Origin of the sequence: Bradyrhizobium sp. 4, from assembly GCF_023100905.1 — a bacterium.
Classification (GTDB): Bacteria; Pseudomonadota; Alphaproteobacteria; order Rhizobiales; family Xanthobacteraceae; genus Bradyrhizobium.
This window is the reverse complement of sequence record NZ_CP064686.1, coordinates 1,987,992-2,004,232: the sequence shown is the minus strand read 5'-3', so window position 1 is coordinate 2,004,232 and position 16,241 is coordinate 1,987,992. Positions and strand designations below refer to the sequence as shown.

Here is a 16,241-nt window from a genome sequence, read left to right as displayed (position 1 = left end):
TAACAGGGACCTACGTAAAATTACGGGACACTTCCGACAGTCGCAATTTCTCTTGCAACCATCTGTTGCAGCTCGCAGCCACCTCATACTGCCACGCGCAGCCGGTCCGCTTGCGCCGCAACATGCGACCAACGCGGCAGCGGCTGTCACGCCGCCCGTACCGATTCAAGGAAGCGCGCGACCTCGCTCTTGAGCCTGTTGCTCTCCTGCGACAGCGATTGCGCAGCCGAATGCACCTGCGCCGAGGCGGCCCCGGTTTCGCCTGCGCCGCGCTGAACGTCGCCGATATTTGCCGAGACTTCCGAGGTGCCGTGCGCGGCGTGCTGGATGTTGCGGGAGATCTCCTGGGTAGCGGCGCCCTGCTCCTCGACCGCGGCGGCGATGGCCGACGAGATCTCCGACATCCGCGCGATGGTGTTGCCGATCTCCTTGATCGCACCGACCGAGTCTTGCGTCGCGTTCTGGATCGCACCGATGTGCTGGCCGATCTCGCCGGTGGCTTTTGCAGTCTGCTCGGCGAGCGCCTTCACTTCGGTCGCGACCACGGCAAAGCCCTTGCCGGCTTCGCCCGCCCGCGCCGCCTCGATCGTTGCATTCAGCGCCAGCAGATTGGTCTGGCTGGCGATGGTGTTGATCAGCTCGACCACGTCGCCGATGCGGGAGGCGGCCTTGGTCAGCTCGGCGACGCGCGCATTGGTGCGCTGGGCCTGCTCGACCGCGACATCGGCGACACGCGCCGATTCCTGCACCTGGCGGCTGATCTCGGAGATCGAGGAGGTCATTTCCTCGCTCGCTGAAGACACCGACTGCACGTTCGCGGAGGCCTCTTCGGAGGCGGCCGCCACGACGGTGGCAAGCCCGTTGCCGCGCTCGGCGGCCTGCGTCAGCGTGTTCGAAGATGCTTCGAGCTCGGTTGCAGCCGACGAAACAGTATCGATGATCTCGCCAACCGCGCCTTCGAAATTATCCGCGAGCCGGTGCATGTCGGCCTTGCGCTGCTGGTGCCCGCGCGCCTCGGCCTCGATCTGCTCGATGCGCAGCCGCTCGGCCGCCGCCATGCTGGTCCTGAACACCTCGACGGCGCCGGCCATCTCGCCGATCTCGTCCCTGCGCCCGACGCCGGGGACGGAAATCGAAAGCTCGCCGCGCGCAAGCCGCGTCATCGCACCGACCATGCCGGCAAGCGACTTCGAGATCGAACGCCCCAGAAGGAAGCCGACCGCGGCGAGCACGACGACGGTAACGCCGAAGGCGACCATCATCCACATGCGCACGGCATCGCGGGTCGCAGCTTCCGCAACGTCGGCCTTCCTGTAGAGGTCTTCGACTGTGTTGCGCACCTCGATCATGCTCGGTTCTAACCCACGGAACGTTTTCATCATGCTGGCGTCGAGGGCCGCAGTTTGCTGCGCCGTCTCCACCCACGCCGTGAACTCGGACTGGTATTTCTGCAGCTTGGCTGTGATGTCGTTCATCACTGCCGTAGGGATTGCGACGACCTCTATCGCCTTGGAGAACTCGACTGCGGCCTTCTTCATCTCGGCGATGTATTTTGGGTCGCGCCGCAGCATGAAGTCCTTCTCGTGCCGGCGCATCATCAGCATCCAGCTGGTGGACCTGGGATCGTCGATCTCCTTGAGCTTGGCCTCGATGTCGTGCACGGCGGCGCGGAGCGAGCCGGAGAGGCCCAGAGTCTCGTTTAGGCCGAGCCGGGTCTCCGCGGCCACCAATGCGCCGAAGTCCGACGCGTATCGCTTGAAGCCGTCCTGGGCCTGCTTCATCCGGTCGGACAGCGCGCCCAAGCCGCCGGCCGACATCAGCCGCTCCACCTCGTCGAAATCGCGATTGATCGGCCCGATCAATTCGGCATGGGCCTTGGCGTAGCTCTCGTTGCGGCGCTGCTGAAAGTTCTTCTCGTTGCGGCGGGCCTCCAGCATCTCGATGGAGAGCTGCTTGTCGAGGTCAGCGATCGCGCGAGCGCGGTTGGCGACGGCACGGGAGGCATCCTGGGACAGGCTGCCGATCTGGTAGATCGAGCCAAAAGCGACGAGGCCGACGAGACCGAAAAGTCCGATCGCCATGACCTTGTGGGTGAGACGGATGGAAAGGCCGCTCATGAGTGTGCTCCAATACGTCGATACGCAATACGGGAGGGCGACTCAGCGCCCGGAATATTGCGGGCATCATGACTGCATCGGTTTTCCGGAAGGTTAACCCTGCGCGGTCTTCGTCGCGGCTCCGCAATATGCACGCGCGCAAACGCCGCGCTTCTACGCGCGGCGGTTGCAGTTCTCTCATGATATGCGCCGTCAGGCGGCGCGCACGGTGTCGAGGAACTTGCCGACCTCGAGCTTGAGGCGGTTGCTGTCGCCGGACAGCGACTGCGCGGCTGCCAGCACCTGCGACGATGCCGAGCCGGTTTCGCCTGCACCGCGCTGCACGTGGGTGATGTTGGACGAGACCTGATGAGTGCCTTCGGCCGCCTGCTGCACGTTGCGCGAGATCTCCTGCGTCGCCGCGCCCTGCTCCTCGACGGCCGCAGCGATCGTGGACGATATCTCGGACAGCTTTTCAATGGTGTTGCTGATGGCGCTGATGGCGGCGACCGAGTCCTGCGTCGCCGCCTGAATGCCGGAAATCTGCTGGCCGATTTCGCCGGTCGCCTTCGCGGTCTGCTCCGCCAGCGCCTTCACTTCGGAAGCCACCACGGCAAAGCCGCGACCAGCTTCGCCGGCGCGTGCCGCCTCGATGGTGGCATTGAGCGCCAGCAGATTGGTCTGGCCGGCGATGGTGTTGATCAGCTCGACCACGTCGCCAATGCGCGCCGCCGCCTTGGACAATTCGCCGACACGGTCGGTCGTGGTTCGGGCCTGGGTTACCGCCTCGCTCGCGACCCGCGCCGATTCCTGCACCTGGCGGCTGATCTCGGTGATCGAGGACGACAGCTCTTCGGTCGCAGAGGCAACCGACTGCACGTTGGTCGAGGCCTCCTCGGAGGCCGCAGCAACCACTATCGTCAGCTCCTGTGCCCGCTCCGCCGTCGAGGTCAGCGTCGAGGCCGAAGCCTCGAGCTCTGTCGCGGCGGAGGAGACCGTATCGACGATCTCGCCGACGGCGCCTTCGAAACTGTCGGCAAGCCTGCGCATATCGGCCTTGCGCTGCTCGGCCGCCACCTGGTCCTGTCGCATCTTGGCTTCCGCTTCTTCGCGCGCCTTCTGCTCGGATACGGTCTTGAATTTCTCGACGGCACCGGCAACGCCGCCGACCTCGTCCTTGCGGCCGAGGCCCGGCAGCACCACGGCGAAGTCGCCGCCGGCGAGCTTCTCCATTGCGGCAGTCAGGGCGCGCATCGGACGGGCAATGCTGAAGATCGAGAAGACGCAGGCGCCGATCAGGACGAGCGCGACCAGCACGCCTGCGATCAATGACGTCCGCGCAACGGACGCAGCCTGCGCTTCCGCCGCCGTGCGCGCCTCCTCACTCCTGTGCTTGGCAAAGTTCGTGATTTCGTCGGCGAGCTCCGATATCTCCGCGTTGATCGGCGCCAACGTTTCCTTGCGGATGCGGTCGATCTCGGCGGTCAGCTTTGCCAACTGCGTCGCCGCTTCGCCGTCCTTCTTCGACTCGAGTGCGAGCTCCTGCTTGCGGATCGCCTCGATTTGCTGCTCGCCCTTCTGGAAATTTCCGATCAACACGGTCAGGCGGTCGATACGCTTGTGGTTCTCCGGCGATTGCGAAAGCCTTGCCATTTCACCCGAGAACTTCAGGGCCGACGTCTGCCGGTCATTGAAATAGCTGGCGGCTTTCTGCATCTCGGTCGGTGAGCTCGACATCAGGATGTCGCGAATGCCGATCTGCATGCCCCGCACCGACGATTTCGCTTCCGCGGCATTGAGCGCGATCGCCTGCTGTCTCGATGCGCCATCGCCGAACTTCTGGACCTCGGCGCCTCCGCTCATCTGGAGGAGGATCATCACGGCGACGAGCGCGAGGGTCAGCGCCGAGGTGATGGCGAGCTTGGTGCCAATTCGCAGGTTCTGAATGATCATCATCGAAAAATATCCTTGGGATACGCATTGTCGCGACCAAGCGCGTGAACAGCTGGGAAGGATATCTGACGAGCCCTCCATTAACGTTAAGCGCGAGAGCGGCGCCGCTTAGGTAGAAATACTGAATGCGCCGCTCGAATTGCCGGGTTACCGCAACTATCCCGCGCAATCGGAACATGCTTCGCGAATTTGCGAGGTCCGCGTGCGTTAACGTCTACCCCCTACGAGGTCGCTCCGCAGACGCAACCGATTTCGGATTCGGTTGCGACTGCGCGATGCCGCGTCACGCTGCGCGCACGGTATCGAGGAAGTTGCCGACCTCGAGCTTAAGGCGGTTGCTGTCTCCGGAGAGCGACTGGGCCGCCGCCAGCACCTGCGACGACGCCGAGCCGGTCTCGCTCGCCCCGCGCTGCACGTCGGTGATGTTGGCCGAGACCTGATGGGTGCCTTCCGCCGCCTGCTGCACGTTGCGGGAGATTTCCTGTGTCGCCGCGCCCTGCTCTTCCACGGCAGCCGCGATGGTGGAGGAAATCTCCGAGAGCTTCTCGATAGTGCCGCTGATGTCCTTGATTGCGTCGACCGAATGCTCGGTCGCGGTCTGGATGCTGGCGATCTGCTGCCCGATCTCGCCGGTGGCCTTCGCGGTCTGTTCGGCGAGTGCCTTGACCTCGGAGGCGACGACCGCAAAGCCGCGACCGGCTTCGCCGGCGCGCGCGGCCTCGATGGTCGCGTTGAGCGCCAGGAGATTGGTCTGACCCGCGATGGTGTTGATCAGCTCGACCACGTCGCCGATCCGCGTCGCCGCCTTGGACAATTCGCTGACACGCTCGGTGGTGACACGCGCCTGGCCGACAGCTTCGTTGGCCACGCGGGCCGATTCCTGCACCTGCCTGCTGATCTCGGTGATAGAGGACGACAGCTCCTCGGTCGCCGACGCCACCGCCTGCACGTTGGTCGACGCCTCCTCGGAGGCCGCAGCAACCATGGTCGTGAGCTGCTGCCCGCGCTCCGCGGTCGATGTGAGCGTCGACGCCGAGGCTTCGAGTTCGGTCGCTGCCGAGGACACGGTATCGACAATCTCCCCGATGGCGGCTTCGAAGCCGTCGGCCAGCTTCCGCATATCCGCCTTGCGCTGCTCGTCTGCCCGCCGCTCGGCCGCAGCGTGATCGCCGCGCATGCGTTCGACTTCGAGGCCGTTTTGCTTGAAGACTTCGACGGTCCGCGCCATCTCGCCGACCTCGTCACCTCGGCGGGTGCCTGGCACGACCGTCGTGAAGTCGCCATTGGCGAGCCCACCCATCGCAACCGAAATGGCTGATAGCGGCTTGAGGATCCGGCCAAAGGTGATCCAGAAACTGAGGCCAGCGAGCATCACCGAGGCGCAGAGCAACACGGCCGTGAAAGCGAAATTACGAGTGCTGCCTTCTGCCTGCATGGTGGCTTCGCGGTCAGCGGCCGCGCCAATGGCTTCACCGAGCTTCAGCACCGCATTGATGCCGGCAGTAGCCCGCGTGAAGTATTCGGGTCCGGTGATCTTGTAGTCCCCGCCTTCGCCACCGGCGAGCACAATTGCCCGCGTTTCGCCGTAGGCTCCAAAATAGGACTTCTCGACCTCCGTCATCGCCTCGCCGATCTGCACGGCGAGGTCGGAGCGCAGCCGCACCGGCAATACCGTGTCCCATGCGAGTTCGACCTTGGCTCGCAGCGCCGAAAGGCGCTCATAGCCCTCCATCCCTAGCTTCGCGCGCGCACCGACGACTCCAGCCAGCAGGGCCCGCTCCCTTCCGGCATTCTCGGCCATCTGAGCTGTCAGATGTCGCAAGCCGATGAGCTGAGCCAGCCTTGCCACGGGCGGGCTGGTGAGCGTTTCGAGCGTCAGCCGCAAGCGGTTGCTCGCGACGTCGATCACCTCCGTAATTGTCGGCGCGAAGCCATCTACGAGGTCAGGCTCGCGTTCGACGCGCGGGCGCGACATTCCCGCATCGGCCTTCTCACGCAAGAGACGCAGCGCCTCAAATTTCGCCGCGGCGTCCGCAATCTGTCTTTGCCCCGCCGTCATTTCGGGAATCGCGCTGATATCGAGGGCGGCTTGGCGAAAGGCCTCGTCGGCCGTCGCGCGCGCCCTGGCGATTTCGGCACGGCGCTCGGGGCTGACGACATCAGGAGACTTCAGCACGGCGTTGGTCAGCCCGCGTTCAATCGCCCAATGTCCTGCGCTGCGCAGCAGCAGATGGGCAACTGCATTGACCTTCAGGAATGCCTCGGACTCTCGCCTCTTGAGGATGGCCTCATAGGCGATGAATCCAGCCGAGGCCAACCCCAGCAAGACCAGGGCAGAGATGATGATCGGCAAGATCGTGCCGATCCGAACATTTCCAAGCCGACTCCACGCGCTGGCGGCCTGAGTTCGGACCTGCTGATGATGAGCAGGGCTCAACATGCTAAGTTTCCCCCAAAGGAAACACGCAGCCAAGTCCTTGCCGGCTGCATGGACGTTGATCGCCCTTGCCGGAGAATCTAGTCCTCGAGTTTCGCATTCTGGTTAACGGGAGGGCCCGGAGAAATACTGAGATTTCAGCCCAAATAATTGAAATGGAAGAGATAATTTCGCGAGTAAGTTGTAAATTTCAGCTGGAGGTCGCCGCCGTTTGCTTTTGCAGCCGATGTTCGCCGAAGGCATGCGCGAGACGTTCGCGGCGGCGATCGGATGCAAAAACGCCCCGCCTGAGAGAGGCAGGGCGTCTCTCTAACTGTCTGGAACGAGGTTCTTAGGCAGCGCGCACTGAATCGAGGAATTTGCCGACCTCAAGCTTGAGGCGGTTGCTGTCGCCGGACAGCGACTGCGCGGCTGCCAGCACCTGCGACGATGCCGAGCCGGTTTCGCCTGCACCGCGCTGCACGTCGGTGATGTTGGACGAGACCTGATGGGTGCCTTCGGCCGCCTGCTGCACGTTGCGCGAGATCTCCTGCGTCGCCGCGCCCTGCTCCTCGACGGCCGCAGCGATCGTGGACGATATCTCGGACAGCTTTTCAATGGTGTTGCTGATGGCGCTGATGGCGGCGACCGAGTCCTGCGTCGCCGCCTGAATGCCCGAAATCTGCTGGCCGATTTCGCCGGTCGCCTTCGCGGTCTGCTCCGCCAGCGCCTTCACTTCGGAAGCCACCACGGCAAAGCCGCGACCGGCTTCGCCGGCGCGCGCGGCCTCGATGGTGGCATTGAGTGCCAGCAGATTGGTCTGGCCGGCGATGGTGTTGATCAGCTCGACCACGTCGCCAATGCGCGCCGCCGCCTTGGACAATTCGCCGACACGGTCGGTCGTGGTTCGGGCCTGGGTTACCGCCTCGCTCGCGACCCGCGCCGATTCCTGCACCTGGCGGCTGATCTCGGTGATCGAGGACGACAGCTCCTCCGTGGCCGACGCGACCGACTGCACGTTGGTCGAGGCTTCCTCCGAAGCTGCGGCCACCACTATCGTCAACTCCTGTGCCCGCTCCGCCGTCGAGGTCAGCGTCGAGGCCGAAGCCTCGAGCTCTGTCGCGGCGGAGGAGACCGTATCGACGATCTCGCCGACGGCGCCTTCGAAACTGTCGGCAAGCCTGCGCATATCGGCCTTGCGCTGCTCGGCCGCCACCTGGTCCTGTCGCATCTTGGCTTCCACTTCTTCGCGCGCCTTCTGCTCCGACACGATCTTGAATTTCTCGACGGCACCGGCAACGCCGCCGACCTCGTCCTTGCGGCCGAGACCCGGCAGGACAACAGAGAAGTCACCACCAGCGAGCTTGTCCATGGCAACCGTGAGCGCGCGGATCGGCCGCGCGATGGTCAGGAAGGACATCAACCACGAACCGATGAGGACGAGCACGGCGCACGCACCGACCACCATGCCGAGACGCTCGCTCGCGGCCATCTCCTGGCTCGCGGCAGCGATTTCTTCATCGCTCTTGTGCTTGGCGAAATCGGCAATCTCGCTGGTCAAATTGTCCAGCTGTGTGGCAAGCGGCAGCGTCACCTCGCGGATCTGGCGCGCGCCTTCCTCGGAAATCTTGGCGGCGCGGACGGGGTCCGTGGCCGCAACCGCAATGGCCTCGCTGCGAACAGAGGCGTTCTGCTGCGCGCCCTTCAGGTAATCGGCCGACGTAGACTTGAGCTTCTCCATCCGCGCGCGGTTTTCCGGGGCGTGCGACAACCTGAGCATGGAATCGACAACGCCGTTCAGTGCTTTCGACCGCTCCAGCAGAAGCTCGCTCGCCTTTTGCAAGTCACCCTGATTGTTGGCGAGACGCATGTCCCGTACGGCGAGTTGCAAGCCGCGTATCCCAAGCTTGGCTTCGGTGGCCTCGCGCACCAATTCCTGCTGCGCAATCGCTGCCTGGTTGGAATGACGCACGGTGTTGTTGCCCATGACCTGGCTCGCGATCATGGCGCCGACGAGAATAACGCCGAACGCCGAAGCGAGCGCGAGCTTGGTACCGATTTGCAGATTCTGGATGAGTCTCGACATGAGGGCGTTTCCCGGGTTGCGCGGCCAAGTCATTGTCGGCCGCCCTCGGCGTTGATCGCCCTTGCCTAAAAACTGAGCTTCAGGTGTGGTGATCCGGTTAACGATCGCCCCCGGACAAATACCGGACTTACCGGAAAATCCCTTGAAAAACGGCACGGTCTGCGCGCTTAACAGGTTAACCACACGCGGCGGTAGGATGCCCGATTTCTAACCAGTGCGACCAAGGGCCTTTTGGCCCTCGCCGATCAGGCTAATCCGGAACACCGGCTCCTTGTTCTCGTCGAGCAGCTCCATGCGCCATTCGGCGTTCGGCTTCAGGCTGCGCGAGATGCCGCCGAGCAGATTGGCACAGACTTCGGTCATCTCGGTCCAGGCCGCGGCGCGGTCCTCGAACTCATATGGCTGGTCGGCAGCACCGGAATAGCGGCCCGTGCTGATACGGAAGAAGTACAGCGACATCGTTGAACCCTTTTATCGGGCCGCGCCCCCGGCCGTACGCAAACTGGGGCGCGAACAGCTACCAACGCATGAAAGCCGCCGTCCGTATGACTACGGCGCGGCGGCTTCGTGTCTGATGGCAGCTCTCAACGACAAAGTGCGCGGACTGTCCCGCGCACCAATTCACTGGGTGGAGCGGCGCAGCTCCAGCGGGGCCTCGTCCCTGGCGGGCTCCGATTTGACTTGCGGCTTCACCGGCTCGAGCCGGCTACTCTCGACGCGCGGGGTCTCGACACGCGCGGCGACTTCGGTGTTGGGCGTGCCGACCGAACCCGTGTGTTCCGAAGTGCGCAGCGAGCGCGGCCGCGCCACGGCGCGCGCCATCAGCATCTGGTTGCCGCCCTGATGATGGAAGTCGCAATAGGCGAAGCCCATCCCCGATACCGAGCCGCGGAAACTGCGATCGTCGGTCTTTTCAAGGTTGAAACAGGGCTCGAACGGAATGCCCTTGATGGAGGCGCAGACGTTCTGGCCGCGGATCTGAAGCGTGTTGCCGGGCAGGCGGAGATGTTTCACCGGACCTGCACCCGAGAACTGCACGGCGCCGGCGGCGCCGAGGTCGTCCATGATGCGGCCAGCGCCGCGGGTGCCGTCAAAGCAGGTGAAAGCAAACACCTTCCCGGCGACGAAGCGGCGCGCCTCATCGGCGTTCATGCTTCCAGCAATGGCCGGCGCAAGCGTCGCTACCGCCGTGACCGCCCCCAACACAATACGCGCAAGCATGCTCAACTCCGAACCAACCCCGCAGCGGGCTATGCCTTATCTCTTTACCCGCTGCTTACCATACTAACCATGGCGACATTGAAGCAGCATGGTTGGTAAAGTCTGAACGCCGTTAGACAATTTTTACAACGGTGCGACCGCGGACATGGCCGGCCAGGATTTTCGCGCCCCACTCCGGAACGTCGGAAAGCGAAATTTCGTGAGTAATTTCAGCTAGTTTTGTCCGATCCAGATCGGACGCCAGGCGCTGCCAGGCGGCTTTCCGCGGCTCGATCGGACACATCACGGAATCGATGCCGAGAAGGCACACCCCGCGCAAAATGAAGGGAGCGACGGAAGACGGCAGGTCCATGCCGGCAGCCAAGCCGCACGCCGCGATCGCGCCGCCGTACTTCGTCATCGACAACAGGTTTGCGAGCGTGGTCGAGCCGACGCTGTCGACGCCACCCGCCCAGCGCTCCCTCGCAATGGGCTTGGCGGCCGCCGACAATTCGTTGCGGTCGATCACCTCCGTCGCGCCGATCTCTTTCAGATAGTCCGCTTCGGACGCACGGCCGGTGGACGCGATGACGTGATAGCCGAGCTTTGAGAGCACGGCGGTCGCAACCGAGCCAACGCCGCCCGCCGCGCCGGTCACCACGACCGGACCGCTCTTCGGCGATACTCCGTGCTTCTCCAGCGCAAGCACGGACAGCATCGCGGTGAAGCCGGCGGTGCCGATCGCCATGGCGTCGCGCGCCGACAGGCCCTGCGGAAGAGCGACCAGCCAGTCGCCTTTCACCCGCGCCTTCTCGGCATAGGCCCCGAGATGCGTCTCGCCCATGCCCCAGCCGGTGCAGACGACCTTGTCGCCCGCCTTCCATTGCGGATGCGAGGACTGCTCGACCGTGCCGGCGAAATCGATGCCGGCAATCATCGGGAAGCGGCGCACCACCGGCGCCTTGCCGGTGAGCGCAAGGCCGTCCTTGTAGTTCAAGGTCGACCATTCCACGCGGACGGTTACGTCGCCCTCCATCAGCTCGGCTTCGTCGAACTGTGTGAGCTGCGCGGTGGTGCCCTTGTCCGCCTTGTCGATCCGGATCGCCTTGAACGTCGCCACAGCAAAACTCCCTGACTTGTTTCAGGGGATGTTTAGCCGATCAGGCAGGCTGCGCAACCGCCCGCTGGACCGGTTTCTCCACGATTGGAAGATTGATCAGCGCCGAGAGCACGCCGAACAGGATCGAGAGCCACCAGATCGGCGTGTAGGAACCGAACCGCTCGAACACGATGCCGCCGAGCCAGACGCCGAGGAAGCCGCCGACCTGATGGCTGACGAAGGCGAAGCCATAGAGGGTGGCGAACCAGCGCGTGCCGAACATGATCGCGACCAGCGCCGAGGTCGGCGGGACGGTCGACAGCCAGGTCAGGCCGGAGACCGCGCCGAACGCAATCGCCGAGAACGGCGTGATCGGGAACGAGATGAAGGCAAGCGTCGCAAGCGCGCGCGTTAAATAAATGGTCGAGAGGATGTAGCGCTTGGGCAGGCTGTTCTGGAGATAGCCGACGCTCAGCGATCCCATGATGTTGAACAGGCCGATCGCGGCGATCACCCAGCCGCCGATTTGCGTGGAGATGCCGCTGTCGACCAGAAAGGCCGGCAGATGCACCGTGATGAAGGCAAGCTGGAAGCCGCAGGTGAAGAAGCCGAGCACCAGCAGCACGTAGGAGCGATGGCCGAAGGCTTCCGCGAGCGCTTTGGTGAAGGTCTGCTGGTCCGCAGGCGGCGCGTTTGCGGTGCTTGCGACCGGCGGCGTCGAGAGCGCCAGCGCCAGCGGGATGATCAGCAGCATCAGGAAGCCGAACACGGTGAGCGCCTGCTGCCAGCCGAAATTGTCGATCAGGGCCACACCGATCGGCGCGAACAGGAATTGCCCGAACGATCCCGCCGCAGTGCCGGCGCCGAGCGCAAGGCCGCGCTTCTCGGCCGGCAAGAGCTTGGTAAAGGCCGACAGCACCAGATTGAACGAGCAGCCGGCGAGACCGAAGCCGACCATGACGCCAGCACCGATGTTGAGGGACAGCGGCGTCGAGGAATAGCGCATCAGGAGCAAGCCGCCGGCATAGAGCAGAGCGCCGACGCACATCACCCGGAACAGGCCGAAGCGATCGGCGACCGCACCGGCGACGGGTTGGCCCAGTCCCCACAGCAAATTCTGAAAGGCAATCGCGAGGCCGAACACGTCGCGGCCCCAGGCATATTCATGACTCATCGGCTGCACGAAGAAGCCCAGCGCCGAGCGCGGGCCGAAGCCGAGCATCCCGATCGCGCAGCCGCAGAGAATGATGATCGCCGGCGTGCGCCAGGAGGAGGAACGGGAGACCGAACCGAGCTCACCCATCTGTGTCGACATGCTGTTCCTCGTGCGTCGTCGCGGTTTCGCAAATGGCAGCCGCGAGCGAGCTCGTTTAATGCATCTGCATGAAAACCCCAAGTCAAAAACGATTGCATTCCGAAAAGAGCTGGCGCGGGAGCATTGCATTTCCTCGCGGCCTCGTCCGACGCGCCGAGCACCCCACTTGACGGAAATGTGTGCGGCGAGATCTGGCGGCTCCCAACACGACGTGCTATTTGTTATTTGCTCATATCGAGCATATCGAATGGAATTCCGGCCCGTCGGCCGGATTTCTCAGGTTCTATATATGCTCATGATGAGTATAAATAACATGCACGGAGGCTTCGATGCCGCTAATTGGAATTTACGGCCCCGACGACTTTGCCAACCGGCCGCAGGGCTACGTCATCACCCCGGCACGGGCCGAGCAGGCGCGAACCGGACCTCCGCTGCCGATGCCTTCGCTGGAATGGACGCCGGAGGTCGAGCGAGCCACCGCGCCGCTTTACGAGCGCGTGAAACACGCCATCCCGCCGATCGAATGGCCGCTGATGGCCCCGACAATCAAGGCGATCAACGAGCTGAAGCAGGCCCGGGGCGCGGTAATCCTCGCCCACAATTACCAGGCGCCGGAGATCTTCCACTGCGTCGCCGACATCGGCGGTGATTCGCTCCAGCTCGCGGTCGAAGCCACCAGGGTGAAGGCCGGCATCATCGTCCAGTGCGGCGTGCACTTCATGGCGGAGACGTCGAAACTGCTCAATCCGGACAAGACGGTGCTGATTCCTGACACGCGCGCCGGCTGCTCGCTCGCTGCCAGCATCACCGGCGCCGACGTCCGCCTGCTCCGTGACAAATTTCCCGGCGTGCCTGTCGTTGCCTATGTCAACACCTCCGCGGAGGTGAAGGCCGAGGTCGATATCTGCTGCACCTCGTCGAACGCGGTCCAGGTGGTCGAGAGCCTCGACGCGCCCAGCGTGATCTTCCTGCCCGACCGCTATCTCGCCACCTACGTGGCCTCGAAGACCGACGTGAAGATCATTGCCTGGAAGGGCGCCTGCGAGGTGCACGAGCGTTTCACTGGCGCCGAGCTGCGCAGCTACCGCGAGGCCGATCCCTCCGTGCAGATCATCGCTCATCCCGAATGCCCGCCGGACGTGCTGGCCGAGGCCGATTTCACGGGCTCGACCGCGCACATGATCAACTGGGTGCGTGAGCGGCGGCCGCGGCGGCTGGTGATGATCACGGAATGCTCGATGGCCGACAATGTCCGCGCCGAGCTGCCCGATGTCGAGATGCTGCGTCCCTGCAATATCTGCCCGCACATGAAGCGCATCACGCTCGCCAACATTCTGGAGAGCCTGCTGACGCTTCGCGAGGAAGTGACGATCGATCCCGCACTTGCGGACCGCGCAAGGCGCTCGGTCGAGCGGATGATCAATTTAAAGAATTGAGATAAAGCCATGACAAACAACATCAACACGCTCCCCCGCTCCGACGACGTCATCATCGTCGGCGGCGGCCTTGCCGGATTGTTCTGCGCGCTCAAGCTCGCGCCGCGGCCCGTGACATTGATCTCGGCCGCGCCGCTCGGACAGGGCGCGTCGTCCGCATGGGCGCAAGGCGGCATCGCCGCGGCAATGGCTGAAGGCGATACGCCGGAAGCGCACGCCGCGGACACGGTTGCAGTTGGCGGCGGCATCGTCGACGAAGCTGTCGCTCTCGGGATCGCGCGCGAGGCCGCACCGCGGATTCACGACCTTCTCGCCTATGGCGTGCCGTTCGACCGCGATCTCGAAGGCAGGCTCGCAGTCGGGCGCGAAGCCGCACATTCGGCGCGCCGCATCGTGCATGTGCGTGGCGATGGCGCGGGCGCCGCCATCATCGCGGCGCTGAGCGATGCCGTGCGGCGCACGCCGTCGATCCGACTGATCGAAGGTTTCGTCGCCGAGGCGCTGTTGACCGAGGACGGCGCCGTCACCGGCCTTCAGTTGCGCGAAGCCGACAATTTCGCCGCACGGCCTGTCCTGCTCGCCGCTAGGACGGTGGTGCTGGCCACGGGTGGCATCGGCCATCTCTATGCCGTCACCACCAATCCGCGCGAGGCTAGCGGATCCGGCCTTGCGATTGCTGCACGCGCAGGCGCGGTCATCGCGGATTCCGAGTTCGTGCAGTTTCACCCGACCGCCATCATGGTCGGCCGCGATCCGGCGCCGCTCGCCACGGAAGCGCTGCGCGGCGAAGGCGCGACACTAATCAACGGCCGTGGCGAGCGTTTCATGGCGGCGCGTCATCCGCTCGCCGAGCTTGCACCGCGCGACATCGTGGCCCGCGGCGTGTTCGCGGAGATCGCGGCCGGGCGCGGCGCCTTCCTCGATGCGCGGCAGGCGCTGGGTGCATGTCTTGCCGACAAATTCCCGACCGTTCATGCAAGCTGTATCGCCGCCGGCATCGATCCCGCCACGCAGCCCATCCCGATCGCACCGGCCGCGCACTACCACATGGGCGGCATCGCGGTAGACGATCGTGGCCGCAGTTCGATCGACGGGCTCTGGGCCGGCGGCGAAGTGTCGTCCACCGGCGCGCATGGCGCAAACCGGCTTGCGTCGAATTCGCTGCTGGAGGCCGTGGTCTACGCCGCGCGCATCGCCGACGACATCGCCGGCCGCGCCATCCCCTCGCCCGCCCGGCTTCCCGATGCGCTGGTGCCGCCGCGCGGCGCCGCGTCAGATGCCGCGGCCGTGAAGCGGCTGCGGACGCTGATGAGCGCACATGTCGGTGTGATCCGCGATGGTGACGGGCTTGCGGAAGCGGTTCGCAGCTTCGCCGCGTTCGAACGCGAGGCCACAAGCATCGCGGTCCGCAACATGGCAACGGCCGCCCTGCTCGTGGCGGCGTCGGCCTGGAGCCGATGCGAGAGCCGCGGCGCGCATTTCCGCTCCGACCATTCCGCGGACGTTCCCGCACTCGCGCAACGCACCATGACTACGCTCACAGTAGTGCGCGAATTCGCGGACGGTCTGACCGAACGCCCGACACCGCGAGCCGCGCAACCCATGATCGCCTGACGGAGTCTGCCATGATCACCCCGACCTCTCTGCTCTATCCCGACGCCTTTCTCTCCCCGCTCGCGCTCGACGAGGCCGTGCTCCGCGCGCTCGATGAGGATCTCGGCCGCGCCGGCGACATCACCGCGCTTGCGACGATCCCCGAGGCAACGAAGGCGCAAGCGGTCCTGGTCGCACGGCAGTCCGGCGTGATCGCCGGCTTGCCGCTGGCCCTCGCCACCTTGCAAAAGCTTTCGCCCGACATCGAGATACGCGCGCATGTTCGTGACGCCGCGCGCGTCGCCCGCGGACAGCAGGTGCTGACGATCTCGGGGCCGGCACGCGCCATCCTCACGGCGGAGCGGACGGCGCTGAATTTCGTCGGCCGCCTGTCGGGTGTTGCGACGCTCACGGCGGACTATGTTGCGCGGACCGAGGGCACCCGGATGAGAATCTGCTGCACGCGAAAGACTACGCCTGGGCTGCGCGCGTTGGAGAAATACGCCGTACGTTGCGGCGGCGGCTTCAATCACCGCTTCGGGCTCGACGACGCGATCCTGATCAAGGACAACCACATCGCGGTCGCCGGCGGCATCCGCCCCGTGCTGGAGCGCGCCCGCGCCCATGCCGGCCACCTCGTCAAGATCGAGATCGAGGTCGACACGCTGCCGCAGTTGCGCGAGGTGCTTGACACAGGCCTTGCCGACGCTGTGCTGCTCGACAACATGGACATTGCGACGTTGCGCGAAGCCGTTGGGATCAACGAGGGACGCCTCGAATTGGAGGCATCCGGCGGTGTCACCCTGGACTCGATCGCAGCCATCGCGGCGACCGGCGTCGACTACGCCTCAGCCGGTGCGCTGACGCATTCGGCGCCGAATTTCGACTGCGCACTGGATATCGAGGCGTGATGCGGGGTTCCCTCTCCATCATGGCCGGGCTTGTCCCGGCCATCCACGCCTTGCAACTCTGTGCAAAGAACGTGGATGCCCGGGCCTTCGCCTCGCCGAAGCGGCTTCGGCCGCGCAGGCGGGACAAGCCCGGGCA

11 protein-coding genes are annotated in these 16,241 nt (G+C 64.7%); 3 read left to right on the top strand and 8 right to left on the bottom strand.

The genetic code is table 11. The features are described 5' to 3' along the window. Positions 1-146: 146 nt before the first annotated feature. The 8 genes from IVB45_RS09125 to IVB45_RS09090 form a co-directional block, all read right to left on the bottom strand. Complete coding sequence (locus tag IVB45_RS09125; protein WP_247807612.1) at positions 147-2,117, bottom strand: HAMP domain-containing methyl-accepting chemotaxis protein; 1,971 nt, start codon at positions 2,115-2,117, stop codon at positions 147-149. 192 nt (positions 2,118-2,309) lie between these two features. Then, positions 2,310-4,052, bottom strand: coding sequence for a methyl-accepting chemotaxis protein (locus tag IVB45_RS09120; RefSeq protein ID WP_247356988.1), 1,743 nt, complete (start codon positions 4,050-4,052; stop codon positions 2,310-2,312). A 280-nt stretch (positions 4,053-4,332) separates the two neighbouring features. Continuing rightward, the gene (locus IVB45_RS09115) at positions 4,333-6,489 is read right to left on the bottom strand and encodes a methyl-accepting chemotaxis protein (RefSeq protein ID WP_247356989.1); all 2,157 of its coding nucleotides are present in this window, start codon (positions 6,487-6,489) and stop codon (positions 4,333-4,335) included. 328 nt (positions 6,490-6,817) lie between these two features. Then, on the bottom strand, positions 6,818-8,551 hold the full coding sequence (locus IVB45_RS09110) for a methyl-accepting chemotaxis protein (RefSeq protein WP_247356990.1): 1,734 nt from the start codon (positions 8,549-8,551) through the stop codon (positions 6,818-6,820). Between the two features lie 207 nt (positions 8,552-8,758). Next, positions 8,759-9,010, bottom strand: a complete 252-nt coding sequence (locus IVB45_RS09105) for a hypothetical protein (protein ID WP_247291160.1) — start codon at positions 9,008-9,010, stop codon at positions 8,759-8,761. A gap of 162 nt (positions 9,011-9,172) precedes the next feature. Continuing rightward, the gene (locus IVB45_RS09100; RefSeq protein WP_247291162.1) at positions 9,173-9,772 is read right to left on the bottom strand and encodes a hypothetical protein; all 600 of its coding nucleotides are present in this window, start codon (positions 9,770-9,772) and stop codon (positions 9,173-9,175) included. A gap of 112 nt (positions 9,773-9,884) precedes the next feature. Continuing rightward, positions 9,885-10,871 (bottom strand): MDR family oxidoreductase, encoded by a 987-nt coding sequence (locus IVB45_RS09095; RefSeq protein WP_247356991.1) that lies wholly within the window; start codon positions 10,869-10,871, stop codon positions 9,885-9,887. 40 nt (positions 10,872-10,911) lie between these two features. Then, positions 10,912-12,165 (bottom strand): MFS transporter, encoded by a 1,254-nt coding sequence (locus tag IVB45_RS09090; protein ID WP_247291166.1) that lies wholly within the window; start codon positions 12,163-12,165, stop codon positions 10,912-10,914. 329 nt (positions 12,166-12,494) lie between these two features. On the opposite strand from IVB45_RS09090, the gene nadA reads away from it, so the two are divergent. The 3 genes from nadA to nadC are packed head-to-tail and all read left to right on the top strand — an operon-like array spanning position 12,495 to position 16,105. Beyond that, entirely contained in the window at positions 12,495-13,601 is a 1,107-nt protein-coding gene (nadA, locus tag IVB45_RS09085) for a quinolinate synthase NadA (RefSeq protein ID WP_247356992.1), read from the top strand. A gap of 9 nt (positions 13,602-13,610) precedes the next feature. Continuing rightward, positions 13,611-15,215 carry an L-aspartate oxidase gene (locus tag IVB45_RS09080; protein ID WP_247807611.1) on the top strand — a complete coding sequence of 535 codons (1,605 nt, stop codon included), beginning with the start codon at positions 13,611-13,613 and terminating at the stop codon, positions 15,213-15,215. Between the two features lie 11 nt (positions 15,216-15,226). Beyond that, positions 15,227-16,105, top strand: coding sequence for a carboxylating nicotinate-nucleotide diphosphorylase (gene nadC / locus IVB45_RS09075; protein ID WP_247807610.1), 879 nt, complete (start codon positions 15,227-15,229; stop codon positions 16,103-16,105). Positions 16,106-16,241 lie beyond the last annotated feature (136 nt).

What these genes read in the sequence shown, in the direction of transcription:
- IVB45_RS09120 (WP_247356988.1), bottom strand. Translation starts at nt 4,052, where the DNA reads ATGATGATCATTCAGAACCTGCGAATTGGCACCAAGCTCGCCATCACC.
- IVB45_RS09080 (WP_247807611.1), top strand. Translation starts at nt 13,611, where the DNA reads ATGACAAACAACATCAACACGCTCCCCCGCTCCGACGACGTCATCATC.
- IVB45_RS09110 (WP_247356990.1), bottom strand. Translation starts at nt 8,551, where the DNA reads ATGTCGAGACTCATCCAGAATCTGCAAATCGGTACCAAGCTCGCGCTC.
- IVB45_RS09125 (WP_247807612.1), bottom strand. Translation starts at nt 2,117, where the DNA reads ATGAGCGGCCTTTCCATCCGTCTCACCCACAAGGTCATGGCGATCGGA.
- IVB45_RS09100 (WP_247291162.1), bottom strand. Translation starts at nt 9,772, where the DNA reads ATGCTTGCGCGTATTGTGTTGGGGGCGGTCACGGCGGTAGCGACGCTT.
- nadC (WP_247807610.1), top strand. Translation starts at nt 15,227, where the DNA reads ATGATCACCCCGACCTCTCTGCTCTATCCCGACGCCTTTCTCTCCCCG.
- IVB45_RS09115 (WP_247356989.1), bottom strand. Translation starts at nt 6,489, where the DNA reads ATGTTGAGCCCTGCTCATCATCAGCAGGTCCGAACTCAGGCCGCCAGC.
- nadA (WP_247356992.1), top strand. Translation starts at nt 12,495, where the DNA reads ATGCCGCTAATTGGAATTTACGGCCCCGACGACTTTGCCAACCGGCCG.
- IVB45_RS09090 (WP_247291166.1), bottom strand. Translation starts at nt 12,165, where the DNA reads ATGTCGACACAGATGGGTGAGCTCGGTTCGGTCTCCCGTTCCTCCTCC.
- IVB45_RS09105 (WP_247291160.1), bottom strand. Translation starts at nt 9,010, where the DNA reads ATGTCGCTGTACTTCTTCCGTATCAGCACGGGCCGCTATTCCGGTGCT.